This window comes from Blastococcus sp. SYSU DS1021 (assembly GCF_054050995.1).
Genome location: NZ_JBJHAL010000027.1, coordinates 1 through 24,592, shown reverse-complemented (window position 1 = coordinate 24,592; position 24,592 = coordinate 1). Strand labels below are relative to the sequence as shown.

General features: G+C 74.8%; 18 protein-coding genes. 12 read left to right on the top strand and 6 right to left on the bottom strand.

Annotated features, from left to right (window positions below; genetic code table 11):
* Positions 1–171: 171 nt before the first annotated feature.
* From ACI8AP_RS17605 to ACI8AP_RS17590, 4 genes are all read left to right on the top strand, one after another.
* Positions 172–1,683 (top strand): DUF222 domain-containing protein, encoded by a 1,512-nt coding sequence (locus ACI8AP_RS17605; protein WP_456590655.1) that lies wholly within the window; start codon positions 172–174, stop codon positions 1,681–1,683.
* A gap of 68 nt (positions 1,684–1,751) precedes the next feature.
* Complete coding sequence (upp, locus tag ACI8AP_RS17600) at positions 1,752–2,375, top strand: uracil phosphoribosyltransferase (RefSeq protein ID WP_456590654.1); 624 nt, start codon at positions 1,752–1,754, stop codon at positions 2,373–2,375.
* 2 nt (positions 2,376–2,377) lie between these two features.
* The gene (locus tag ACI8AP_RS17595) at positions 2,378–3,268 is read left to right on the top strand and encodes a Gfo/Idh/MocA family protein (protein WP_456590653.1); all 891 of its coding nucleotides are present in this window, start codon (positions 2,378–2,380) and stop codon (positions 3,266–3,268) included.
* Positions 3,265–3,690, top strand: coding sequence for a DUF805 domain-containing protein (locus ACI8AP_RS17590; RefSeq protein WP_456590652.1), 426 nt, complete (start codon positions 3,265–3,267; stop codon positions 3,688–3,690). Before ACI8AP_RS17595 ends, ACI8AP_RS17590 begins: the two co-directional genes overlap by 4 nt.
* 13 nt (positions 3,691–3,703) lie before the next feature.
* Here the strand turns inward: ACI8AP_RS17590 and ACI8AP_RS17585 are convergent, their stop codons facing one another.
* The 6 genes from ACI8AP_RS17585 to ACI8AP_RS17560 form a co-directional block, all read right to left on the bottom strand.
* A complete protein-coding gene (locus tag ACI8AP_RS17585) occupies positions 3,704–5,776 on the bottom strand; it encodes an acyltransferase family protein (RefSeq protein ID WP_456590651.1) in 2,073 nt (690 codons plus the stop codon).
* 248 nt (positions 5,777–6,024) lie between these two features.
* On the bottom strand, positions 6,025–6,867 hold the full coding sequence (tatC, locus tag ACI8AP_RS17580) for a twin-arginine translocase subunit TatC (protein WP_456590650.1): 843 nt from the start codon (positions 6,865–6,867) through the stop codon (positions 6,025–6,027).
* A 190-nt stretch (positions 6,868–7,057) separates the two neighbouring features.
* Positions 7,058–7,513 carry a DedA family protein gene (locus tag ACI8AP_RS17575; protein ID WP_456590686.1) on the bottom strand — a complete coding sequence of 152 codons (456 nt, stop codon included), beginning with the start codon at positions 7,511–7,513 and terminating at the stop codon, positions 7,058–7,060.
* A 147-nt stretch (positions 7,514–7,660) separates the two neighbouring features.
* Positions 7,661–9,295, bottom strand: a complete 1,635-nt coding sequence (locus ACI8AP_RS17570; RefSeq protein ID WP_456590649.1) for a phospho-sugar mutase — start codon at positions 9,293–9,295, stop codon at positions 7,661–7,663.
* A complete protein-coding gene (locus ACI8AP_RS17565) occupies positions 9,292–10,110 on the bottom strand; it encodes an NAD-dependent epimerase/dehydratase family protein (RefSeq protein ID WP_456590648.1) in 819 nt (272 codons plus the stop codon). The genes ACI8AP_RS17570 and ACI8AP_RS17565 overlap by 4 nt, the downstream gene beginning before the upstream one ends.
* Positions 10,107–10,916 carry a purine-nucleoside phosphorylase gene (locus ACI8AP_RS17560; protein ID WP_456590647.1) on the bottom strand — a complete coding sequence of 270 codons (810 nt, stop codon included), beginning with the start codon at positions 10,914–10,916 and terminating at the stop codon, positions 10,107–10,109. Before ACI8AP_RS17560 ends, ACI8AP_RS17565 begins: the two co-directional genes overlap by 4 nt.
* Before the next feature lie 134 nt (positions 10,917–11,050).
* Here ACI8AP_RS17560 and ACI8AP_RS17555 point away from each other — a divergent pair, with 134 nt between their 5' ends.
* From ACI8AP_RS17555 to ACI8AP_RS17520, 8 genes are all read left to right on the top strand, one after another.
* Entirely contained in the window at positions 11,051–12,256 is a 1,206-nt protein-coding gene (locus ACI8AP_RS17555; RefSeq protein ID WP_456590646.1) for a glutamate--cysteine ligase, read from the top strand.
* Positions 12,253–13,596: an amidohydrolase gene (locus ACI8AP_RS17550; protein WP_456590645.1), complete on the top strand. Its 1,344-nt coding sequence runs from the start codon at positions 12,253–12,255 to the stop codon at positions 13,594–13,596. The genes ACI8AP_RS17555 and ACI8AP_RS17550 overlap by 4 nt, the downstream gene beginning before the upstream one ends.
* Entirely contained in the window at positions 13,544–15,493 is a 1,950-nt protein-coding gene (locus ACI8AP_RS17545) for a methylmalonyl-CoA mutase subunit beta (protein WP_456590644.1), read from the top strand. The genes ACI8AP_RS17550 and ACI8AP_RS17545 overlap by 53 nt, the downstream gene beginning before the upstream one ends.
* Positions 15,490–17,697 carry a methylmalonyl-CoA mutase gene (gene scpA, locus ACI8AP_RS17540; protein ID WP_456590643.1) on the top strand — a complete coding sequence of 736 codons (2,208 nt, stop codon included), beginning with the start codon at positions 15,490–15,492 and terminating at the stop codon, positions 17,695–17,697. Before ACI8AP_RS17545 ends, scpA begins: the two co-directional genes overlap by 4 nt.
* Positions 17,697–18,683 (top strand): methylmalonyl Co-A mutase-associated GTPase MeaB, encoded by a 987-nt coding sequence (meaB, locus tag ACI8AP_RS17535; RefSeq protein WP_456590642.1) that lies wholly within the window; start codon positions 17,697–17,699, stop codon positions 18,681–18,683. The genes scpA and meaB overlap by 1 nt, the downstream gene beginning before the upstream one ends.
* A 592-nt stretch (positions 18,684–19,275) precedes the next feature.
* Complete coding sequence (locus ACI8AP_RS17530; RefSeq protein WP_456590641.1) at positions 19,276–20,679, top strand: NAD(P)H-quinone dehydrogenase; 1,404 nt, start codon at positions 19,276–19,278, stop codon at positions 20,677–20,679.
* A gap of 108 nt (positions 20,680–20,787) precedes the next feature.
* Positions 20,788–22,536, top strand: coding sequence for a reprolysin-like metallopeptidase (locus ACI8AP_RS17525; protein WP_456590640.1), 1,749 nt, complete (start codon positions 20,788–20,790; stop codon positions 22,534–22,536).
* Positions 22,537–22,665: 129 nt separating this feature from the next.
* Positions 22,666–24,592: reprolysin-like metallopeptidase (locus ACI8AP_RS17520; RefSeq protein ID WP_456590639.1), on the top strand; the 1,927-nt coding region annotated here is incomplete at its 3' end.

Here is a 24,592-nt window from a genome sequence, read left to right as displayed (position 1 = left end):
CCCCCTCGGACCCGGGTGGCGGACCCCCCGGTCGGGCGTTCCCGCGGGAACGTCCCCCTTGCTGGGGGTGGCGCCCCGTCCGTCGGGCGCTCCCGCGCGGGAACGTGCCTGCTGGGCCGGAGATGTCACCCCCCGCTCCTACGCTTCGATCACACGTCCGAAGGAGGCGTCGTGGTGGAGAAGTCCGTGCCGGAACTGGCACGCGAGATCGCGTCCGGCGCGGTGCGGCTGGCCGCCGCCACCGCCGCGTGGCTGCGGCTCGTGGCCGAGTTCGATCGGCGGGAGGGCTGGCGCGCGGTCGGGATCCTGTCGTGCGCCCACTGGCTGGCCTGGCAGTGCGGCATGGCCCCGGGCACGGCCCGGGAGCACGTCCGGGTCGCCCGGGGTCTCGGTGCGCTGCCGCTGATCTCCGCCGCCTTCGCCGAGGGGCGGTTGTCCTACTCCAAGGTCCGGGCGTTGACCCGCGTCGCGGAGCCCGACACCGAGCGGGAGCTGCTGGAGACGGCGCTCGAGGCCACGGCCTCGCAGGTGGAACGCCTGGTCCGCTCGTGGCGGCGGGCGGACCGCGCCGACGAGGGGACCATCGCACTGAAGCGGCAGTTCCAGCACTGGTGGGACGACGACGGCATGCTCGTCGTACGGATGCGCCTTGCGCCCGAGGAAGGTGCGGACTTCCTCGCGGCGGTCGACTCGCTGGCCGAACGCGAAGCCCGTCGGGACCGCGCCGCGGCGAAGCGGGCAGCCGCGGAGCGGGAAGCGGGCGTGGCCGGAGGCCTGGAGCGGGACGAGGACCTGGAACGGGAGGAGATCGCGTGCGCCCGGGAGCGGACGGGGGCCCGGCGCTGCACGGCGGTCGCCCGGCTCGCCGGAGCCGCCCACCACGCCGACCGGCGGCCGGGTGACCCACCCCGGCGCGAGGTCGTGGTGCACGTCGACGCCGCCGTCCTCGCCGACGACGCTGCCGCCGGGCAGGCCTACCTCGATGGCGGCCCGGCGCTGCACGCGACCGAGGTCCGGCGGATGCTCTGCGAGGCGACCGTCGTGACCATGCTGGAGTGCGGGCGGGAGGTCCTCGGCGTGGGCCGCAAGCGCCGGCTGGCCACCCGCGCGCAGCGGCGTGCGCTGCTGCGCCGGGACGGGGGCTGTGCCCGGCCGGGGTGCACCGAGACGCGGATCGAACGGCTGCACGCCCACCACATGCGGCACTGGCTGTTCGGTGGTGGGACGGACCTCGACAACGTGGTGCTGCTCTGCGACGTCGACCACGGATCGGTGCACGAGCTGGACCTGGTGCTGACCCGGCGCGACGGCCGGTTGGTCGCGCTCGCCCCCGACGGGCGGCGGGTGTGGGGCGCCGCGGACGCCGCCTTCACCCATGGTCTGGCGGGTCTGGCCGGGAGCCCCGAGGTCCCCGCCGAGGCGGCCTTCGTCGGCGTGCAGCCGGTCGACGAGCTGGCCGCCCGCCGCCCGGAGCCTCGGCCGTCCCCGCGACCGGCGGCCGGTGCCCCCGGTGCGTCGGCGGACCCGTTGTTCCCGGACGGGAAGCCGCCGCTGCCCGACGCGATGCGCGCGGGGGGCGAGCGCATGGACATGGCCTGGGCCGTGGGTGTCCTGATGGGGAACCGGGACCTGCGGCCTCGCTTGGCCGCCGAGGCCCGTGGCAACCCGTTGGTGGCCGCCTGAGCGCCAGGTCGGAAGGCGCCCCCAGTGACCGGGCGAACGCAGCGCCGGGTGCCGATACGGTGTCCGGCGTGCAGCTCACCGTCGTCGACCACCCGCTCGCCCGTGCCCGCCTCTCCCGGATGCGGGACGAGCGCACGGACAACGCCATGTTCCGCGCCGCCCTGCGCGAGCTCACGCAGATGCTGGTCTACGAGGCCACCCGCGACCTCGCGGTGGCCGAGGAGCCGATCACCACCCCCGTCACCACGACGACCGGCTACCGGCTGGCCGCGCCGCCGCTCATCGTCCCGGTGCTGCGGGCGGGCCTCGGCATGGCCGACACCGCGCACGGGATGCTGCCGGAGTCGCAGATGGGCTTCGTCGGGCTCGCGCGCAACGAGGAGACCTTCCAGCCGGAGGCCTACATGGCCTCGCTGCCGGAGTCGCTCGTCGGCCGCGACGTCTTCGTCCTCGACCCGATGCTGGCCACCGGCGGATCCCTCGTGCACTGCTGCCAGCTGCTCACCGCGCGCGGCACGACCTCGATCACGGTGCTGTGCGCGCTCGCCGCTCCGGACGGCATCCGCCGGCTGGAGGAGAGCGGGCTGCCGCTGCGCGTCTTCACCGCCAGCATCGACGAGGGGCTCAACGACAAGGCCTACATCGTGCCCGGCCTGGGTGACGCCGGCGACCGCCAGTTCGGCGCGGTCTGACCGTGCGCTTCGGAATCCTCGGCACCGGTCACTGGGCGCGTGCCGTGCACGCGACCGCCCTCGCCGGCCACCCGTCGGCCGAGCTGGTGGGCGTGTGGGGCCGCGACCTCGCCAAGGCGAAGGCGCTCGGCGCGGAGTTCGAGGTCCCCGGCCACGGCGACGTCGAGGCGCTGCTGGCCGAGGTCGACGCCGTGGCGATCGCGCTGCCGCCGGACGTGCAGGCGTCGCTCGCGGTGCGCGCGGCGGAGGCGGGCAAGCACCTGCTGCTGGAGAAGCCGATCGCGCTCGACGTGGCAGCGGCCGACCGGGTGGTCGACGCGGTGCGCGCCGCCGGGGTCGCCTCCGTCGTCTTCTTCACCTTCCGCTTCCAGACGGCGACCTCCACCTGGCTCACCCAGGCCGCGCGCACCCGCCTGGCCGGCGGAGCCGGCTCCTGGCTCTCCTCGCTGGCCGGCACGCCCTTCGCGGCCTCGCCGTGGCGGCAGGAGCACGGGGCGCTGTGGGACATCGGCCCGCACGCGCTGTCGGTGCTGGTGCCGGCGCTGGGGCCGGTCGTCGCGGTGCAGGCCGGCCCGGGGCTCCGGGACACCGTCCACCTGGTGCTCACGCACGAGTCGGGGACGGCGTCGACCGTGACGCTCTCGCACACGGTGGCGTCCATGTCGACCGGCATCGAGTTCTTCGTGCACGGGGACGCCGGCCGGCTCGTCCTCCTGCCCGACGTCGAGGCCCCGGTGGAGGCGTTCTCCGTCGCCGTCGACGAGCTGACCTCCGCCGCGATCGCCGGCGGCACCCACCCCTGCGACGTGGGGTTCGGCCGGGACGTCGTCGCCGTGCTGGCGACGGCCGCCCGGGCGCTGGACTCCGGCTGCCGCCAAGCCGTCCGCGGATGACCAGCGCCCCGCCGGCGCGGCGCTCGTGGACCCCGTTGGACTGGTACCTGCCCACCGGGCGGATCCGGCGGCGGGACTGGTGGCAGCGCTACGTCCTGGTCTTCGCCGTGCTCGGGCTCGTCGCCACCTCGATCGACGCGACCTGGTTCCCGGACAGCTACCCGCGCATCAGCCGCGACGGGGGGTTCGACCTGCTCTGGCCGTTCCCGGACCAGGGCGGACCGGTGACGGCGATCTCGGCGCTGGTGCTGCTCGTGCCGAACATCGCCGCGATGGTCACGCGACTGCACGACCGGGACCACTCCGCCTGGTGGCTGCTGTGGCACCTGCTGCCCGGGATCGGCTGGCTGGTCCTGCTGGTGACCATCGGCTTCCTCGGCAGCGAGCCGCGCGTCAACCGCTACGGGCCGCCCCCCGGCTGAGCCGGCCCGCCGATCACCAGCCGACGAGCGCCAGGAGGTCGGTCTCGAACCGCGGTCTGACGGTGCGCATGTAGGTCGCCGTCACGTGCGCGGAGTCCATGTACACCCGCACATTGCCGATCAGCGCCGGGCACACGTCCTCGACGCAGAAGTAAGGGCTGGTGTCGAGCAGCCTGACGCCCCCGGGCAGCTCCGCCGGCGGTGAGTCGAACAGGTCGTCGTCGTACACCAGTGACCGCGGCGCCTGGCACCTCGGCGACGTATCGCCCCATTCGGCCATGCAGTCGGGGACGTCCACGGTGTGCCGCGGGCTGTCGCGCAGGCCGATGACCTGTATGCCCGACTCCAGAAGCGGCTGCCACGCGGCCACATGGCCCTCCGGCAGCCACTCCCTGTCCTCGCCGGCGGCGGTGCGGGTGCCGAGGGCGATCACCAGGTCCGGCTCCAGCGAGAGGATCTGGTCGGTGAGCCGGGAACGCCAGGCGGCGCACTCCTCGTAGTCCGTCCAGCCCTCCTGGATGAACTCCGACTCCGTCGAGAGGTTGCAGCCGCCGCGGAGCATCGAGATGACCTGCCACCCGTGGTCCTCGGCGATGGCGGTCAACGGGGTGACCCAGTGCGCGACGTGCGAATCGCCGACGGCGACCACCCTGCGCGAGGCGTCGTCGTCCCCGATCACGCACCTCTCCATCTCGGCGGGAACGGGTTCGCTCTCGAGGACGTCCGTGGTGCAGGAAGCGTGGTCGGGAGGGCCGGGCCAGTCGTCGCGGATCAGCGTCATCGGCGGCAACGGGTCGGCACCCCCGATGGGACCGGCTTCCCAGAAGTTGCTGCCCAGCGCCGCCGCCCCCGGGTACGCCGGGTCGTCCACCAGCGCCGCGACGCGGTCGGCCTCCCGGTCCATCCAGACGATGGTGGCCGCGCCGGCCAGCAGGAGCGGAGCGCTGACCGCGGCGACGGCGACCACCGCCGCGGCGGGCCGCCAGGACCGGAGCCGTGCGCCCGCCGGCCGCTCGACCAGCCGGTACGTCGCCTCGCTGAGCAGCAGGGACAGCGCGATCACCGCCGCGGCCCCCTTGATCGACGGCGCTTCGCGGCCGGTGTGCACCAGGTAGAGCACCAGGATGGGCCAGTGCCACAGGTACAGGACGTAGGACCGGGAGCCCAGCCAGCGCGCCACGGGGGAGGACAGGACCCGGTGCGCGCCCGCCCGTCCGGCGGCGTCGGCGGCGACGATCACCGCGACGGCCGACAGCACGGGCCACGCGGCCTGATACCCGGGGAACTCGTGGGCCCCGTCGAGCACCGCACCGCACGCCACGAGCGCCACGAGGCCACCCCAGCCGAGCGCGGTCGCCACGTGCCGGTGCGGGCGCCACCCGGCCAGCAGGAGCGCCACCAGCGCCCCCGCGCCCAGCTCCCACACCCGCGGCAGGGTGGAGAAGTACGCGGCCTGCTGGTCCGCGGCCGTCGCGACGACCGAGTACGCCAGCGAGGCGCCCGTGGCCACGACCACAGCGGCGACGGCGATGCGCCGGCCGTGCCGGGACCAAGGGGACCGGCGCAGGAGCAGCACCGCGCCCGCCGCGAGGAACGGCACCGCGACCAGGACCTGGACCTGGATGGACAGGGACCAGAACTGCTGCATCGGGCTGGCCAGCACGTTGCTGGCGGAGTAGTCGGCGGCCTCGGCGACCAGGCGGCGGTTCTCGGTGAACGTCGCGGAGGCGAGGAGGTGGCCGGCGATCTCTCGCCACCGGGTGCTGGGCATGACCACCGCGCTGGCCAGGAGCGTCCCGGCGAGCACGAGCGCCGCGGAGGGGACCAGGCGGCCGAGGGTGCGGCTGACCGCCCGCAGCGGGCGCACGGTCCCGGACCGTTCGAGCTGGCTCGTGAGGGTGTGCACGAGGAAGAAGCCGGTGAGCACCAGGAAGACGTCGACGCCACCGGACACCCGACCGCTGAACACGTGGTAGCCGACGACCAGCGAGACCGCCAGGGCGCGCAGGCCGTCGATCTCGGTCCGGTACCGCCGTGGCTCCGCGGACGTACCGCCCTGGGAGAGCGGGATGCTCGGTGCAGACATGTGGTGCGTCAGATCCCCGGTGTCGACAACTCTGTGAGCGGAGCGGAGCGGGTCCGGCTCGGTCTCGCCGCGGATGCCGCGGGCCGGTCGGCCCGGCCAGGCCAGGGACGACCGGCCCACGATAGGCCGCGGGCGCGGACCCGGTTCGGGACCGGTCACACACGTCCCACGCGCACCCAGCAGGGGTGGCAGCCGGCATCACGCGGCACACCGGGGGAGCACCGCCGCAGGCACCCGGACGGACGGGATCAGGGAACGCGGGTCGGCGGATCCAACCGGGACGGTTCGTCGTCCTCCACCGATTCCTGCGCGGCCCGGCGCGCGCGCCGCCGGTCCACGACCCGGGCGAACTGGATGGCGCCCTCGAACAGCACGCACATCGGCAGCGCGAGCACCACCATCGTGACCGGGTCGGGTGGCGTCGCGAGCGCCGCGAAGACCAGCGACAGGAAGAAGATCCACTGCCGCGCGCCGGCCATCGCACGGTGCGACAGCGCCCCCGCCAGGTTCAGGCACACCGCGAGCAGTGGTAGCTGCAGGGCGAGGCTGAAGGCCAGCAGCAGGGTGGTGACGTACCGCAGGTAGTCCTGGGCGGTCAGTGCGACGATGACGTCCGAACCGGCCATCGTGAGCAGGAATCGCAGCCCTGTCTCGAGCACCAGGTAGGCCAGCACCGTCCCGACGGCGAACAGCGTGGACGCCGCCACGACGAAACCGGCCGCCGCGCGCTTCTCGTTCCGGCGCATGCCCGGGGCGAGGAAACGCCACAGCTGGCCCAGCCACACCGGCGCGGCGAGGACGACCCCGGCGACGAGGCTGATCTTGAGGCGGACGAGCGCACCGCCGAAGACATCGGTCACCAACAGTCCGCACCCGCCCGATGCGTCCGTGTACCGCAGCTGCGGCGGGAGGTCGCAGTAGGGAGCGCGGACGAGCTCGCCGAGCCCGTGCTCGTACCACCAGAACGCCAGCGCGGTGGCGATGGCCACGGCCACCAGCGCCAGCGCCACGCGACGGCGCAGCTCCCGCAGGTGCGCGGTCAGGGGCATCGTCGCCGAGGCGTCCCGGCGTGGGGTGGTCGCGCTCCTCACCGGATGCACCCGGTGTCGTCCGCCATGTGCCGGTCCGTCCCCTCGTCGAGCCCGGCCGGCGGCTGCCGACGGGCGCTCACCGGATCCCGCCGGTCCGGGTCGCGGAGGCAGGACCGGCGGTTGCGTGACGCATCGATCCGATGCTGAACGGGACGGCCGGGCGACGGCCGCTCGGGGGCGGCGAGGTGAGTCACGGGCGCGCGTCCTCGGCGGCTGCCCTCCGGCGACGGACCACCAGCACCAGGACGACGGCGAGGACGACGAGCAGGATCGCGCCACCCCACGCGAAGTCGCGCAGCAGGGCTTCGGCGGCCTCGCCCAGCAGGTAGACGACTGCGGTCGTGACTCCCGCCCAGACGAATGCGCCGGTCCAGTTCGCCAGGGCGAAGGTCCGGTAGGGCATGCCCAGGGAGCCCGCCAGCGGGCCCGACAGGATGCGCAGCAGGGCCATGAACCGGCCGAAGAAGACCGCCCATACGCCGTAGCGCTGCATCAGCCGCACGGCCGACTCCACCCGCTCGGGCCCCAGGTGCCTGGGGGAGCGGCGGGCGAGGAAGGCGAACAGACGGTGCCCGTGGCGACGTCCGACGAGGTAGCCGATCGAGTCACCGACGGCCGCTCCGAGGGCTGCGGACACGGCGACCAGGACCGGCGAGACGACGTCCTGCCGGCCAGCAGCGCTGCTGCCACCAGCAGGGTCTCGCCGGGGAGCGGGATCCCGATGCTCTCGACCCCGACGACGAGGCCGAGCGTGAGGTAGACGGCGAGCGGGGGACGTCGAGGAGCCAGTCGATCATCCGATACCCAGGGCGGCCGACATCTCCGCGCGCAGCTGGTCCAGCTCGTCGGCGCCGCGGCCGCGGGCGGCGATCAGGCCGGCGTCGTCGTGCACGGGGACGACCGTCTCCAGGTAGGCCTTCAGCTTCGGCTCGGTGCCGCTGGGCCGCACGATCACCCGCACCCCGTCACCGAGCAGCCGGACCGCGTCCACCGGCGGCGACCCCTCGGCGAGATCGGCGAACTCCACCGGCCGGCCCAGCAGGGTGGCCGGTGGCGCCGAGCGCAGCCGCGCCATCGCCCCGGAGATGACCGAGAGGTCCTCCACCCGCACCGACAGCTGCCCGGTGACGAACAGGCCGTGCTCGGTGGCCAGCTCGTCCAGCCGGTCCAGGACGGTCCGCCCGTCGGCCTTGAGCTCCGCCGCCAGCAGAGCGACGGCGAGCGCGGCGGAGATGCCGTCCTTGTCCCGCACCACCGACGGCGCCACCGAGTAACCCAGCGCCTCCTCGTACCCGTACACCAGCGGCGCCGCCTCCGACCCGGCCCGCATGATCCACTTGAACCCGGTCGGCGTCTCCTCCGACGGGGCGCCGTGCGCCTCGGCGACGGCGTGCATCAGCGAGCCGCTCACCAGCGATGACGCGTACGTGCCGCGCACGCCGCGGCGCAGCAGCCAGTCGGCGAGCAGCGCACCCACCTCGTCACCGGTCAGCTGCCGCCCGCCGCACACCACCGAGCAGCGGTCGGCGTCGGGGTCCTCGGCGATCGCCACGTCGGCGCCCACCCGCTCGGCCAGCGCCAGCAGCAGGTCCACCGCCCCGGGCTCCTCCGGGTTGGGGAAGGAGACGGTCGGGAACGCGGGGTCGGGGGCGTCCTGCTCCGCCACGCTCACCGGCGCCGGCAGCCCCGCGGCGGCGAACACCGCACGCGTCGTCCCCGCACCCACGCCGTGCATCGCCGTGTAGGCCACGGTCAGTGCCGTGCGCAGTTCCGCCGGCACCCGGCCGGGGTCGACCGCCCGGGCGACGGCGTCGACGTAGTCGGTCTCGATGCCGTCGTCGAGGGTCACCCAGTCGTCGGACCGGGGCACGTCGCGGGCCGGTCCGACCGCGCCGATCGCGGCCTCGATCTCCCGGTCGGCCGGCGGCACCAGCTGCGCACCGTCACTGAGGTAGACCTTGTAGCCGTTGTCGTCGGGCGGGTTGTGGCTGGCGGTCACCATGATCCCGGCCGCGCACCCCAGGTGGCGGACGGCGAAGGCCAGCACCGGCGTCGGCAGCGGGCGGGGCATGACCTGCACGGCGAAGCCCGCCCCGGCCAGCACCTCGGCGGAGATGCGGGCGAACTCGTCGGACCGGCGGCGTGCGTCGAACCCGATCACCACGCCGCCGCCCGCGTGCCCGGACGCCGTCAGCCAGGAGGCCAGCCCCGCGGCAGCACGGGTGACGACGGCGGCGTTCATCCCGGCCGGCCCGGCGCGCAGCGGTCCGCGCAGCCCCGCCGTCCCGAAGGTCAGCGGACCGGCGAAGCGGCGGGCCAGCTCGGCGGTGTCGCCGGCGTCGACCAGCGCCGTGATCTCGGCGCGGTCGCCCTCGTGCGGGTCCGCCTCGGCCCAGGCGCGTGCGGTGTCGAGCAGGTCCTGCGTCATCCCGTGAAGTTCTCCGCGTCGAAGTCGGCGGTCGTGTACTCGCCCCCGACCCGGTGGTGCACCGGATCGGCGGGGTCGGGCTCGCCGTGGGCGCCGATCAGCGCCCCGGCGTACCGCTCGGCGTCGTCGGTGGACCGGTAGCCCAGGGCCTCCGCGGCGGAGAGGTCCCACCAGCGGCGGGTGTTGTCGGAGACCCCCCACACCACGCGGAACCCCGGCGACGGCGCGGTGAGCGCGGCCTCGACCAGGGCGACGGTGTCGGCGGGGGAGAGCCAGGTGGAGAGCTGGCGGGTCGTGGTCGGCTCGGCGAAGGCGCTGCCGATCCGCAGGCAGATGACGTCGAGGCCGTAGCGGTCCACGTACAGCGAGCCCAGGGCCTCCATCGCCACCTTCGAGACGCCGTAGTACGTGTCCGGACGCGGCGGCGCGTCCTCCTCGCGGAGCAGGCCGTCGGCCGGACGCTCGGTGTACCCGGACGCGTGGTTGCTGCTGGCCAGCACCACGCGCTGGACCCCGGCCTGCCGGGCCGCCTCGAGCGCGCAGTAGGTGCCCTCGATGTTGGCGTGCGCGATCGCCGCCCACGTCGACTCGCCCGAGATGCCTGCGAGGTGGACGACGGCCGACGCGCCGCGGGCGGCGTCGGTCGTCGCCGCCAGGTCGGTGACGTCGGCGACGAGGTGCTCCTCGCCCGGGCGCGGCTCGGGCACCGGCACGACGTCGAGGCTGCGCACCGCCCAGCCGCGCTCGGGCAGCCCGCCGCGCAGGACCGTGCCGATCCGGCCGGCGGCCCCCGTCACGAGGACCGGCCCGGTCACGGGAGCCGCTCGATGAGCTGCACCAGGAACTGCCCCAGCCGCCCGGCGGCGGCCTTGCCCGCCGCGAGGACCTCCTCGTGGTTCAGCGCCTCGCCGGTGATGCCGGCCGCGGCGTTGGTGACCATCGACAGGCCGAACACCTCGACCCCCGCGGCGCGGGCGGCGATGGCCTCCAGCGCGGTGGACATGCCGACCAGGTCCGCGCCGAGGGTGCGCAGCATGCGGATCTCGGCCGGCGTCTCGAAGTGCGGGCCGGGCAGCTGGGCGTAGACGCCCTCGACCAGTGACGGGTCCAGCTCCCGGGCCAGGGCGCGGAGCCGGCCGGAGTAGAGGTCGGTGAGGTCGACGAAGTTCGCGCCGACCAGCGGCGACCGGGCGGTCAGGTTCAGGTGGTCGGAGATGACCACCGCCTGGCCCACCCGGTGCTCGGGGGCCAGCCCGCCGGCGGCGTTGGTCAGGACGATCGTCCGCACGCCCGCGGCCGCGGCGGTGCGCACACCGTGGACGACCGGTTCCACCCCGCGCCCCTCGTAGTAGTGGGTGCGGCCCAGGAACAGCAGCACCCTGCGCTCGCCCACCCGGACCGAGCGGATCTCGCCGCCGTGCCCGACGACGGTCGGGGCCGCGAAACCGGGCAGGTCGCCGATGGCCACCGATCCGGCGGTCTCGCCGAACGCGTCGGCCGCCGGTGCCCAACCCGAGCCCATGACGACGGCGACGTCGTGCGGACCCCCGAGCGCGGTGGTCAGGGCGTCGGCTGCCTGCGCGGCCAGGGCGGTGGGATCGGTCGCGGGGTGCTCGCTCACGCAGGGACGCTAACGCAACCGGCGCAGGCGACGTGCTGGAGCGGCCTGCCTGCAGGGCTCCGGCCGGTCCGGGGGGAGGGGGTCGTCGCTCCGCCGCCGGGTGGGGAGGCGCGTGCGTCCTTAGACTTCCGGAGGTGGAGATCCCTTTCCGTAGCTCGGAACGCGCCAGCCTCGGGGTGGAGTGGGAGCTGCAGCTCGTCGACCGGGAGACCCGTGAGCTCTCCTCCGGCGCCAACGAGGTCCTGGAGGCGCTTCGTCCCGACGGGGCCGACGAGCACCCCAAGGCCAAGCACGAGCTGCTGCAGTCGACCGTCGAGATCATCACCGGCGTCTGCACCACGGTGAGCGAGGCGAAGGCCGACCTCGCCGGCACCCTCGCCGAGGTGGTCGCCCAGGCCGACCGGCGGGGGCTGGGCGTGCTGTGCGCCGGCACCCACCCCTTCACCGACTGGCAGTCCCAGGAGATCTCGCCCAAGGAGCGCTACCAGCAGCTGGTCGAGCGCATGCAGTGGCTGGCCCGCCGCATGCAGATCTTCGGCGTCCACGTGCACGTCGGCGTCCGCGCCCCGGAGAAGGTCATCCCGATCGTCAACGCGCTGTGCCAGTACGTGCCGCACTTCCTGGCGCTGTCGTCGTCCTCGCCGTTCTGGGTCGGCTGCGACACCGGCCTGGCCTCGGCCCGGACCAAGGTCTTCGAGGGCATGCCGACCGCGGGGCTGCCCTTCCAGCTCGACGGCTGGGGCGAGTTCGAGGAGTACATGGAGACGCTGATCTCCACGAAGAGCATCGAGAGCGTCCGCGAGGTGTGGTGGGACATCCGCCCGCACCCCGACTTCGGCACCGTCGAGCTGCGCATCTGCGACGGCCTCCCGACCCTCGACGAGGTCGGCGCCGTCGCCGCGCTCGCGCAGTGCCTGGTCGAGCAGTTCGACACCCAGCTCGACCGCGGCTACACCCTGCCCCGCCCCGAGGAGTGGGTGGTCCGCGAGAACAAGTGGCGGGCGTCCCGGTACGGCCTGGACGCCGAGATCGTCGTCGACGAGCAGTACGCGGTCCGGCCGGTGCGCGAGGCCATCGCCGAGCTGGTGGAGGAGCTGATGCCCACCGCGAGGCGCCTGGAGTGCGAGGCCGAGCTGGCCGACGTGCTGCGCATCCTGGAGGTCGGCGCCTCCTACCAGCGGCAGCGGGCCGTGGCCCTGGAGCACGACGGCGAGCTGGTCCCCGTCGTCGACAGCCTGCTCGCCGAACTGCGCGACGGCCTGCCGGCGAGCGGTCCGGTGGGGCGCCCCGACGGCCCGGTGCCCGGGCCGGCCGAGTGCGCGGACGGGCACGCGGCGTGACCCCCGTCGTGGAGAAGCTGGGTGCCGCGGTCGACGAGTGGACCACCGCCAACGCGCCCGCGCTGTCGGCCACCCGGCGACACCTGCACGCCCACCCCGAACTCGGCTACGCGGAGTTCGAGACCACCTCCTTCCTCGAGGAGCGGCTGCGCCACCACGGGCTCACCCCGCGCCGGCTGCCCACCGGCACGGGGCTCACCGTCGACGTCGGAACGGGCGAGGGCCCGGTCGTCGTGCTGCGCGCCGACATCGACGCGCTGCCCCTGAAGGACCTCAAGGACGTCCCGTACGCCTCCACCCGCGAGGGGCTGGCCCACGCCTGCGGCCACGACGTGCACACCACGGTGGTGCTCGGCGTGGCCATCGCGCTCGCGTCGCTGGACGGCATCCCCGGCACGGTCCGCTGCGTCTTCCAGCCCGCCGAGGAGACCGTGCCCGGCGGCGCCACGGAGGTCGTCGCCTCCGGCGTCCTCGACGGGGCGTCCCGCGCCTTCGCCCTGCACTGCGACCCGTCGATCCCGGCCGGGAAGGTCGGCCTGCGCACGGGTCCGATCACCGCCGCCTGCGACCGGATGGACATCACGCTCACCGGGCCCGGCGGGCACACCGCCCGCCCGCAGCTCACCGTCGACCTGGTCGACGCCCTCGGCCGGCTGATCACCGACCTGCCCTCGCTGCTCTCCCGGCAGGTCGATCCCCGGGCGGGGATGTCGCTGGTCTGGGGCGCGGTGAACGCCGGGGTCGCGGCCAACGCCATCCCGCAGCGCGGCACGCTCCGCGGCACGGTCCGGGTGCTCGACCGGGAGGCCTGGAAGGACGCGGAGGACCTGCTGCGCTCCCTGGTGGAGCGGGTCGTCGCCACGACCGGCGCGCAGGTCGACGTGGACTACATCCGCGGTGTGCCACCGGTGGTGAACGACCCGCGGGCGGTCGCCCTGCTGCGCACGGCGGCGCTGGGCACCGTGGGCGCCGACAGCCTGGTCCTGTCGCCGCAGAGCATGGGCGGGGAGGACTTCGGCTGGTTCGCCGACGTCATGCCGATCGCGCTGGCCCGGCTGGGCACCCACGGCGGCGGCGCCCCGCTCGACCTGCACCGGGGCACCTTCGACGTCGACGAGCGGGCCCTCGGCGTCGGCGTGCGGCTGCTCGCCCGCACGGCGCTGCTGGCACTGGAGGCCGACGCCGAGCCCGCGGCGACCGGCGTCCAGGCACCCCCTCGCACGCGCCGACCCGCGCCCGGAGACACTTCTGCCCGACGAGCCCTGGACGAGAGGCGGGAACCCGAGGATGAGTTCCACCGACCAGCAGACCAGCAGCGGTCCGGGAAGCGCACCGGCTGACGCCGACGTGCCGGCCGAGCACGCGGTCCCCGACGACCTGGTGCTCGCGGGCGACTTCGACGCGGTGACCCGCGAGCAGTGGCGCGAACTGGTCGCCGGCGTGCTGCGCAAGGCCGGCCGCGAGGACCTCCCCGACCCGGTCGAGGACGCGTTGCGCCGCCCGGTGGCCCCGGGTGTGACGGTGGCGCCGCTCTACACCGCCGAAGACGCCGGCGACCTCCCCGCGGGCGTCGGGGTGCCGGGCCTGCCGCCGTTCGTTCGCGGAGCCCGCCCCGCCGGCGGGCCGGCCGGGTCGACCGAGGTCACCGCGTCCGGCGGCGCCGAGGGTGGCGCGTCCGGCGGGTGGGACATCCGGCAGCGGCACGCCCACCCCGACGTCGCCGTCACCCGGGAGGCGATCGCCGCCGACCTGGAGAACGGCGTCACCTCGCTGTGGCTGGTCGTGGGCGAGGGCGCCGTTCCCGTCGACTCCCTCGGCGACGTCCTCTCCGACGTCTACCTGGACCTGGCACCGGTGAGCGTGCGGGGTGGACCGGCCGCTGCCGCGGCCTTCCTCGACCTCGTCGAGGGCCGCACGGACCTCGCGCCCGGCGGCTCACTGGGCCTCGACCCGCTCGGGGTGCACGCCGCCTCGGGCGAGGAGCAGGACCTCTCCGGGCTGGCCGACGTCGCCCGCCGCGCCGCGGCCCATCCCGGCCTGCGCGCGATCGTCGTCGACGGCACGGTCTTCCACGACGCCGGCGCCTCGGTGGTCGAGGAGCTCGGCTGCTCGCTGGCCGCCGGGGTGGCCTACCTCCGGGCGCTGACCGACGGCGGGCTGGGCGTCGACGACGCGATCGCCCAGCTCGAGTTCCGCTACGCCGCCTCGGCCGACCAGTTCACGACCATCGCCGCACTCCGCGCCGCCCGGCGGCTGTGGGACCGGGTCGGCGAGGTCAGCGGCGCCTCGCCCGCGGCGCGCGCACAGCGCCAGCACGCGGTCACCTCCTCGGTGATGACGACGAAGCGCGACCCGTGGGTCAACATGCTCCGCACCACCGTGGCCTGCTTCGCCGCCGGGGTCGGCGGCGCGGACGTCGTCACCGTGCAGCCGTTCGACGCCGCGCTCGGGCTGCCCGACGCCTTCTCCCGCCGGATCGCGCGGAACACGCAGAACCTGCTCGTGGAGGAGGGGCACCTCGGCCGGGTGCTCGACCCCGCCGGTGGGTCCTGGTACGTGGAGTCGCTCACCGACGAGCTGGCTCGGGCGGCCTGGGCCTGGTTCACCGAGATCGAGCGGGCCGGCGGGCTGGCGGCGGCGCTCTCCTCGGGGCTCGTCCGTGACCGGATCGCGCAGGCGTGGGACGCGCGCGCGAAGCGGCTGGCGACGCGGGCGGACGCGATCACCGGCGTCAGCGAGTTCCCCAACCTCACCGAGAAGCTGCCCGAGCGCCGGCCGGCCGCCGAGGTGCTGCCGGCCACCGGCGGGCTGCCCCGGGTGCGGGCCGCTCAGGAGTTCGAGGAGCTGCGCGACGCCGCCGACGCGGTGGCGTCGGCGGGTGGGGAGCGGCCCGCCGTCTACCTCGCCACGCTCGGCCCGATCGCCCGGCACACCGCGCGCGCCACGTTCGCGGCGAACCTGTTCCAGGCCGGTGGGCTCGCCACGCCGGCCGCCGACGGGGCATCGGGCCTGGCGGAGGCGGGCACCACCGTGGCCTGCATCTGCGGCACCGACAAGGACTACGCCGAGACCGCGGCCTCGCTGGCCGGGGAGCTCAAGCAGGCCGGCGCCACGCAGGTGTGGCTGGCCGGCAAGCCCGATCTGGCCGTCGACGGCGTCGACGGGTACGTCTTCGCCGGATGCGACGCCCTCGCGGCGCTCCGGACGGTCCACGAGCAGCTGGAGGTCCGAGCATGAGTGCGATCCCCGACTTCGGCGACGTCGAGCTGGGCACCCCGTCGGCGGGCACCTCGGCGGACGACTGGGCCAAGGCCTTCGAGGAGGCGACCGGGCGCGGCGTGGCGGAGGCGACCTGGGAGACCCCCGAGGGCATCGCCGTCCCGCCGCTGTACACCCCCGCCGACCTGGGGGGCCTGGACTTCCTGGAGACCCTGCCCGGGCTGCCGCCGTTCCTGCGCGGCCCCTACCCGACGATGTACACGACGCAGCCGTGGACGGTCCGCCAGTACGCGGGCTTCTCCACCGCGGCGGAGTCCAACGCGTTCTACCGGCGCAACCTCGCCGCCGGGCAGAAGGGCCTGTCGATCGCCTTCGACCTGCCCACCCACCGCGGCTACGACTCCGACCACCCGCGCGTGGTCGGTGACGTGGGCATGGCCGGCGTCGCGATCGACTCGATCCTGGACATGCGCCAGCTGTTCGACGGCATCCCGCTGGACAAGATGAGCGTCTCGATGACGATGAACGGCGCCGTGCTGCCCGTGCTCGCGCTCTACATCGTCGCGGCCGAGGAGCAGGGCGTGGCGCCGGGGCAGCTGACCGGCACCATCCAGAACGACATCCTCAAAGAGTTCATGGTGCGGAACACCTACATCTACCCGCCCAAGCCCTCGATGCAGATCATCAGCGACATCTTCTCCTTCACCTCGAAGGAGATGCCGCGGTTCAACTCCATCTCGATCTCCGGTTACCACATCCAGGAGGCCGGGGCGACGGCCGACCTGGAGCTGGCCTACACCCTCGCCGACGGCGTGGAGTACCTCAAGGCCGGCCAGGCCGCCGGGATGGACGTCGACGCGTTCGCGCCGCGGTTGAGCTTCTTCTGGGCCATCGGCATGAACTTCTTCATGGAGGTGGCGAAGCTGCGGGCCGGGCGCCTGCTGTGGGCGAAGCTGGTGAAGGAGGCCGGCGCGACGAACCCCAAGTCGCTCTCGCTGCGCACCCACTCGCAGACCTCGGGCTGGTCGCTCACCGCGCAGGACGTCTACAACAACGTCGTCCGCACCTGCCTGGAGGCGATGGCCGCGACCCAGGGCCACACCCAGTCGCTGCACACCAACGCCCTGGACGAGGCGCTCGCGCTGCCCACCGACTTCTCCGCGCGCATCGCGCGCAACACCCAGCTGATGCTGCAGCAGGAGTCGGGGACCACCCGCGTCGTCGACCCGTGGGGCGGCTCGGCCTACGTCGAGAAGCTCACCTACGACCTGGCCCGCCGCGCCTGGGCGCACATCCAGGAGGTCGCCGAGCACGGCGGCATGGCGCAGGCCATCGACGACGGCATCCCGAAGCTGCGCATCGAGGAGGCCGCCGCCCGCACCCAGGCGCGGATCGACTCCGGCCGCCAGCCGGTCATCGGCGTGAACAAGTACCGGGTCGACGCCGACGAGGCGATCGAGGTCCTCAAGGTCGACAACGCCGACGTGCTCGCCCAGCAGAAGGCCAAGCTCGAGCAGCTGCGTGCCGACCGCGACGGCCGCGCCGTGACCGAGGCGCTGGGCCGGCTCACCGATGCCGCCCGCGCCGCCGCCGAGGGGCGCCGGGGCAACGACCTCGGGACCAACCTGCTGAAGCTCGCCGTGGATGCCGCGCGGGCCAAGGCGACCGTCGGGGAGATCTCCGACGCGCTGGAGGTCGTCTACGGCCGGCACGCCGGCCAGGTGCGCACCATCTCCGGCGTCTACCGCGACGAGGCAGGAGCATCGGGGCCGATGGAGGAGACGCGCCGGCTGGCCGAGGAGTTCGCCGAGGCCGAGGGCCGGCGGCCGCGCATCCTGGTGGCGAAGATGGGCCAGGACGGGCACGACCGCGGGCAGAAGGTCATCGCGACCGCCTTCGCCGACCTCGGCTTCGACGTCGACGTCGGCCCGCTGTTCCAGACCCCCGACGAGGTCGCCCGGCAGGCGGTGGAGGCCGACGTCCACGTCGTCGGCGTCTCGTCGCTGGCCGCCGGTCACCTCACGCTGGTGCCCGCGCTGCGCGACGCGTTGGCCGCGCTCGGCGCGGACGACGTGCTGATCGTCGTGGGCGGGGTCATCCCGCCCGACGACGTGCCGGCGCTCCGGGAGATGGGCGCCGCCGCGGTCTTCCCGCCCGGCACGGTCATCGCCGAGGCGGCGCAGGAGCTGCTGCGGACGCTGTCCTCGCGTCTCGGCCACTGATGGCGAGAGAGGTCGACGTCCCGGCCCTCGTCGAGGGGGTGCTGGCCGGGGACCGCCGGGTGGTGGCGCGCGCCATCACCCTGGTCGAGAGCCGGCGGGCCGACCACCGGGAGAAGGCGCAGGAGCTGCTCGTCGAGCTGCTGCCGCACGCCGGGGGAGCGCGCCGCGTGGGCATCAGCGGCGTGCCCGGCGTGGGCAAGTCGACCTTCATCGACCAGCTCGGGGTGGACCTCACGGCCGGCGGGTCGAAGGTCGCCGTGCTCGCCGTCGACCCGTCGTCGGCCCGCTCGGGCGGCTCGATCCTGGGCGACAAGACCCGCATGGCCCGGCTGGCGGTGGACGAGCACGCGTTCATCCGGCCCTCGCCCACCTCCGGCACGCTCGGCGGGGTCGCGCAGGCCACCCGCGAGTCGATGGTCGTCGTCGAGGCGGCGGGCTACGACGTCGTCCTGGTGGAGACCGTCGGTGTCGGGCAGTCGGAGATCACCGTCGCCGAGATGGTCGACTCGTTCCTCTTCCTGACCATCGCGCGCACCGGCGACCAGTTGCAGGGCATCAAGCGGGGCATCCTCGAGATCGCCGACGTCATCGCCGTCAACAAGGCCGACGGACCGGCGGCGGCCGACGCCCGGAAGGCCGCGCGCGAGCTGTCGCAGGCCATCCGGCTGCTGCGCGGGCGCGGCTCCGGCTGGGACGTGCCGGTGCTCACCTGCGCCGGCCTCACCGGCGAGGGGCTCGACGAGGTGTGGGCCAAGCTGGTCGAGCACCAGGAGCGGGCCAAGGTCTCGGGGGAGTTCGACGCGCGCCGGCGGGCCCAGCAGGTCCGCTGGACCTGGCAGCTGGTGCGCGACGGGCTGGAGCACTCGCTCCGGGCCCACCCCGGCGTGCGCGCCGCCGTCCCCGACCTGGAGCGGGCGGTGCTCGCCGGCGAGCTCACCCCGGCCCTGGCCGCGCGGCGGATCCTGGACACCTTCCGCACCGCCTGAGCAGGCGGCCCGGCGGAGCGGGCGGGTCAGAAGATGGAACGGCACTCGCGGGCGCGCAGCTCGCGGACGTAGTCGTCGGGTGCGCCGGTGGCCTCCGCCGCGTCGGCGATCGCCCCAGGCGGCGCGCCGAAGGCAGCCCGCCCTCGAACGCGTCGAGCACGTAGACGTAGGCGACGACATCGCCATCGAGGTGTGCCCCCGGCGGTAGAGGCCCGAGTCGGCGCCCTCCCAGGCGTCGAGCGCCCTCTCGTCGGCCTCGGTCAGGTCGTAGAGGGCGACGAACACGCCGGCCGTCTCCTCGCCCGGGCCGTCGTCCGCGGGCACCAGGGTGGCCAGGGCACCCTCCCAGCCCAGCTCTTCGCCGCCAAACGTCAGCCGCCAGCCGCGGATCCAGCCGGTGCCGGTGTGCGGGGACGACGGTACCGGCGCAGCATCTGGGCCGGCTCCATGTTCGACCCGTAGGCGGCGTAGAGGTCCATCCGGACGCGCCTAACCAGCCGATCCGCCCGGCCGGGAGCGGGCGGTGACGCCGAGCCGGGCCGCACCGGGGACAATGGCGGCGACGGACCGACCGGCAACGGAAGATGGACCCATGACCCGCATCGTCATCATCGGTGGTGGCCCGGCCGGCTACGAGGCTGCGCTGGTTGCCGCGCAGCTCGGCGCGCAGGTCACCGTGATCGAGCGCGACGGCATCGGCGGGGCCAGCGTGCTCACCGACTGCGTGCCCTCCAAGGCCCTCATCGCGGCAGCCGGCGCCATGACGTCGGTGCGCGACTCCGCCGTCCTCGGCGTGCACGGCGCGGAGCTCGCCACCGTGAGCCTGGACCTGCTCGCGGCCAACCAGCGGGTGAAGAACCTGTCGATGGCCCAGTCGGCCGACATCCACGCCCGGCTCGAGGCCGAAGGCGTCCGGATCGTCGCCGGGCAGGGCCGGCTCGCCGATGACGAACCCGGTCTGGCCGCCCACGAGGTCGAGGTCCTCGACCGGAACGGCAGGGTCGTGGACACGGTCGAGGGCGACGTGGTCCTCATCGCCACCGGCGCCGACCCTCGGGTGCTGCCCGGTGCGGAGCCCGACGGCGAGCGGATCCTGGACTGGCGCGACGTCTACGACCTCCAGGAGCCGCCGGAGCACCTGGTCGTCGTCGGGTCGGGCGTCACCGGGGCCGAGTTCGCCTCTGGCTACCTGGAGGCCGGCGTGCCGGTGACCCTCGTCTCCTCCCGCGACCGGGTGCTCCCGGGGGAGGACTCCGACGCCGCCGAGGTGCTCGAGCAGGTCTTCCAGTCCCGCGGCGGCCGCCTCGAGCGCGGCCGGGCCGCCGGCGTGCGGCGCACCGAGAAGGGCATCGCCGTCGAGCTCACCGACGGGCGCTGCGTCGAGGCCTCGCACGCGCTCATGACCGTCGGCACCGTGCCCAACACCGCCGGCCTCGGGCTCGAGCGGGCCGGCGTGCAGGTGACCGAGGCCGGGCACGTCGTCGTCGACCGGGTCTCCCGCACCTCGGTACCGGGCATCTACGCCGCCGGTGACGTCACCGGCGTCTTCCAGCTGGCCTCCGTGGCCGCCATGCAGGGCCGGATCGCGATGTGGCACGCGCTGGGCGAGGCCGTGGCGCCGATCAAGCTCAAGACGGTGGCCGCCAACGTCTTCACCCACCCCGAGATCGCTACCGTCGGCGTGCAGGAGAAGTCGCTCGCCGAGAACGCCGACGTCGAGGCGGTGCGGCTGCCGCTGGCGACCAACGCGCGGGCCAAGATGAGCGACCTGCACGACGGCTTCGTGAAGCTGTTCGCCCGGCGTTCCACCGGGGTGATCGTCGGCGGGGTCGTCGTCTCGCCGGGGGCATCGGAGCTCGTCCTGCCGATCGCCCTGGCCGTGACCAAGGGGCTCACCGTCGACGACCTCGCGCAGACCTTCGCGATCTACCCGTCGCTGTCGGGTTCCATCACCGAGGCCGGGCGCCGTCTCATGGGGGCCGACGACCTGGCCTGAGCCGGTGCCCTGGGGGACCCGGGGCACCTGCGGCGGGTGTGACGGGAGTTCGGCTCAACATCCGGCGATCCGTGCCGATCCGGCGCGCGGCCGCCGATTCAGGAGTCGATGTCTCCTGACCACGACCTCCGCCGCGGCCGCCGCTCCTCCCGCCTCCTCGGGCTGGCCGGCGCCCTGCTCGTCGCCGCCCTCGGCGCCGTGGCCGCGCCGGCCGTCGCCGCTGCCGACAGCGGCACGACCACCCTCGTCGGTGAGCTCGTGCACGTGTGGGCGGAGGGCCAGGAGGGCCACCACGGCGGGGGGGCCGACGACGGCACGCGGCTGAGCTGGGTCGCCACCGCCCAGGGCGCGGTCCGCGTCCCCGCCGACCAGGTCGCCGGGGTGCCGGCGGGCGCCACCGTGGCGCTCACCGTGGGGGGCGCGGTCGAGGACCAGGCCAGCGCGGACGGCCACGAGCCCGCCCGCACCGTGCTGGAGAGCGACGTCCTCGCCCCGCCCCCGGCGACGGCGCCCGAACCGCTGCCCGCGCCGCGGGGCGGCCTGACCAACGAGGTCACGGTCGTGCTGGTGGCGCCGGCCGGGACCACGCCCGACGGGACACGGCTCCGCGACGTCGTCACGACGGTCGACGGACCGGTGTCCCGCTTCTGGGCCGAGCAGACCGGTGGCGCCGTGACCCTCGGCGTCACCGCTCGGCACGACTGGCTGAGCACGACCGCCGGCTGCGCGAACCCGGAGGCGCTCTGGGACGAGGTCGCCCGGAAGGTCGGGTTCGTCGGTGGCCCCGGCAAGCACCTGCTGCTCCGGCTCAGCGGCGAGACCGCAACGCAGCCGGCATGCTCGTACGCCCTCGCCCAGGTCGGTGCGTCCCCCGCATCCGGCGGGCGGCTCTACGTGCGCGACAACGGGGCTGCGGTCATCGCCCACGAGCTCGGGCACAACTTCGGCCTCGGCCACTCCTCGGCGGCGCAGTGCGACGGCGCGGTGGAGGAGGGGGTCTGCCGCACCGCCGGGTACCGCGACTTCTACGACGTCATGGGCGCCTCCTGGGCCCAGCTCGGCTCGCTCAACGCCGTCCAGGCCGCCGCGCTGGGCGTCCTCCCGGCCGCGGCGCAGCGCACCGTCGCCGTGGGTGACGCGGCGACGTCCGTGACGCTCGCCCCGTGGGCCGGGGGAGCGGGGCCGCGTGCCCTCCGGCTGGTCGATGCCGAGGGCGTGAGCTACTGGGTGGAGTTCCGCGCCGCGACCGGCCGGGACCGCTGGCTGGCCGGCCGGGACAACGTGTACCGCCTGGACGCCGGGGTGCTGGTGCGGCGGGCCGGCCAGTTCCCCGACACGTCCCTGCTCCTGGACGGGACGCCCAGCCCGGCCGACCGTTGGGAGGGCGACCTGCAGTCCGCCCTCCCGGTGGGGACGGCCGTGGCCCTCTCCGGGGGAGACCTCACGATCACGGTGCGGCAGGTGGGCGACGACGGCGCGGTGCTGGACGTCGTGCCGGGTCCCCGCCCCGCTGGCGGCGCCGCCGGGCCGGCGGCGGACCTGCCCCAGGGGACGACGATGCCGGCGGAGGCCGCGGATGCCGCGGACGCCGCGGACGCGGTCGCCACCACGCCGCGGGCGGGCACGCCCCCGGTGGCCGCGCCGCAGCCCGCCGTCGCACCGGCCCCGGAGGCCTTCTGGGCGCCCGAGGTCCGGATCCCCTCGTCGACCCGGCCGACCGCCCTGGACCCGGTGGCCGACGCCTCCGATTCGCCCGCCGCGCTGTCGCTGCCCCTCGTCGCCGCTGTCGCCGCCGTGCTGCTGGCCGCGACGCTGCTGCTCGTGCGCACCCTCCGGCGCGCCCCGCGGCGTCGCTGACCCGCGTCGCGGGGCGCGCCGGCGGTCCGGGACCCGGTCACCTGGACGGGGACGGGAGCGCGACCCCGCTTCAGAACGGGGGGTGGGCTGCCGATGACAGCTCGACTGCCCCTCGACGAGGAGAGAGCCTTGTCCTCCGCTGCCCGCTCGTGGTTCCCACGGCTGCTCGCCCCGGCCGCTGCGGCCGTCGTCCTCGGTCCGCTGCTGGTGGCCCTCCCCGCCGTCGCGGAGGAGGGGTCCACCGACACCGTCGTGGGCGAGCTCGTCCGCGCCTGGGCGGACCCCGAGCACGTCGAGCCGGCGTCGGGGCTGACCGATCCGCACGCCGAGCACGGCGAGGACGGGCTGCTGAGCTGGATCGAGGTGCCGGACGGCGGATCGGTCCGCGTCCCCACCGGGGACCTGGCCCACCTCGACGTGGGGACGACCGTCGCGGTCACGGTGGGGGAGCACATCGCCGACGAGGCGACCGTGGAGCACGGGCTGGAACCCGCTCGCGAGGTCGTCGGGACCGAGGTGCTGGCCGCCGCCACCGCCCCTGCGGAGACGGTCGTGCCCACCCATGCGGTCACCGTCGTGATGGTCCAGCCGGCGGGCGCGCCGCGGGACAGCCGGCAGCTGGCCGACGTCGTCGCCGCCGTCGACGGACCGGTGCGGCAGTTCTGGCACGAGCAGAGCAACGGCGCCGTCACCGTCGCGGTGACCGGCAGCCGCGACTGGATCAGCACGACGGCGGGCTGCAGCGCGCCGCTGGACATGTGGAGGCAGGCGGCCGCAGCGATCGGCTGGACCACCGGTGCCGGGAAGCACCTCCTGCTCTACGTCCCACGCGGAACGGCGAACTGCTCCTACGGTCTCGGCACGGTGGGCTCGGGCCTGGGCTCGGGTGGATACGCGTACGTGCAGGACACGGCGACGTCGGTGATGGCCCACGAGCTCGGGCACAACTTCGGCCTCGGCCACGCGTCGGCGCGCCAGTGCGACGCGACCCCCGAGGCAGCCCCCTGCCGCACGGTCGCCTACCACGACCTGTACGACGTCATGGGCGCCTCGTGGCACCAGGTGGGCAGCCTCAACGCCCCGCACGCCGCACGGTTGGGGTTCCTGCCGTCGTCGGCCGCGCAGGTGGTGCCCGCCTCCGGCAGCGGCGGCACGTTCACGCTCACCCCGATGGGCGGCCGCAGCGGACTCCGGGTGCTGGCGCTGGACACCGAGAGCGGCCGCTACTGGGTCGAGTACCGCGCCGCGGTCGGGCGGGACGCCTGGCTCGCCGACCCCGCGGCGAACTTCGACCTCCGCCCCGGGGTCCTGGTCCGCGTCGACGGACCAGGGCCGACCAGCGACACCTCGCTGTTGCTGGACGCCACGCCGACGGCGCAGTCCTCGTGGGACCAGGACCAGCAGACGGTGCTGACGCCCGGCGGATCGATCACGCTGGGCGGCGGCTTCACTGTCGGCCTGACGGAGGCCACGGACTCGGGCGCGACGGTCACCGTCTGGACGGCCGCCGACGGACCGGTCGGCGAGGGGCCCATCACGACCAAGCACCAGTCGCTCGGCGGGTCGGCCGGCCGGCTCGGCGAGCCGACCAGCGCCGTGCGCTGCGGGCTGCGCGACGGCGGCTGTCTGCAGCACTTCCAGGGTGGGTCGATCTACTGGACGCCGTTCGCCGGTGCCCGGGCGATCGACGGTGACATCCGTACGCGGTGGGGGCAGCTGGGCTTGGAGCTGGGGCGCTACGGCTATCCGGTGGCCGATGCCCGCTGCGGGCTGCGCGACGGTGGGTGTCTGCAGCACTTCCAGGGTGGGTCGATCTACTGGACGCCGTTCGCCGGTGCCCGGGCGATCGACGGTGACATCCGTACGCGGTGGGGGCAGCTGGGCTGGGAGCTGGGGCGCTACGGCTATCCGGTGGCCGATGCCCGCTGTGGGCTGCGCGACGGTGGGTGTCTGCAGCACTTCCAGGGTGGGTCGATCTACTGGACGCCGTTCGCCGGTGCCCGGGCGATCGACGGTGACATCCGTACGCGGTGGGGGCAGCTGGGCTGGGAGCTGG

Excerpts from the sequence above, each read along its gene's own strand:
- scpA (WP_456590643.1), top strand. The coding sequence starts at position 15,490 with ATGAGTGCGATCCCCGACTTCGGCGACGTCGAGCTGGGCACCCCGTCG.
- ACI8AP_RS17525 (WP_456590640.1), top strand. The coding sequence starts at position 20,788 with ATGTCTCCTGACCACGACCTCCGCCGCGGCCGCCGCTCCTCCCGCCTC.
- meaB (WP_456590642.1), top strand. The coding sequence starts at position 17,697 with ATGGCGAGAGAGGTCGACGTCCCGGCCCTCGTCGAGGGGGTGCTGGCC.
- ACI8AP_RS17530 (WP_456590641.1), top strand. The coding sequence starts at position 19,276 with ATGACCCGCATCGTCATCATCGGTGGTGGCCCGGCCGGCTACGAGGCT.
- ACI8AP_RS17585 (WP_456590651.1), bottom strand. The coding sequence starts at position 5,776 with ATGTCTGCACCGAGCATCCCGCTCTCCCAGGGCGGTACGTCCGCGGAG.
- ACI8AP_RS17545 (WP_456590644.1), top strand. The coding sequence starts at position 13,544 with ATGAGTTCCACCGACCAGCAGACCAGCAGCGGTCCGGGAAGCGCACCG.
- ACI8AP_RS17590 (WP_456590652.1), top strand. The coding sequence starts at position 3,265 with ATGACCAGCGCCCCGCCGGCGCGGCGCTCGTGGACCCCGTTGGACTGG.
- ACI8AP_RS17570 (WP_456590649.1), bottom strand. The coding sequence starts at position 9,295 with ATGACGCAGGACCTGCTCGACACCGCACGCGCCTGGGCCGAGGCGGAC.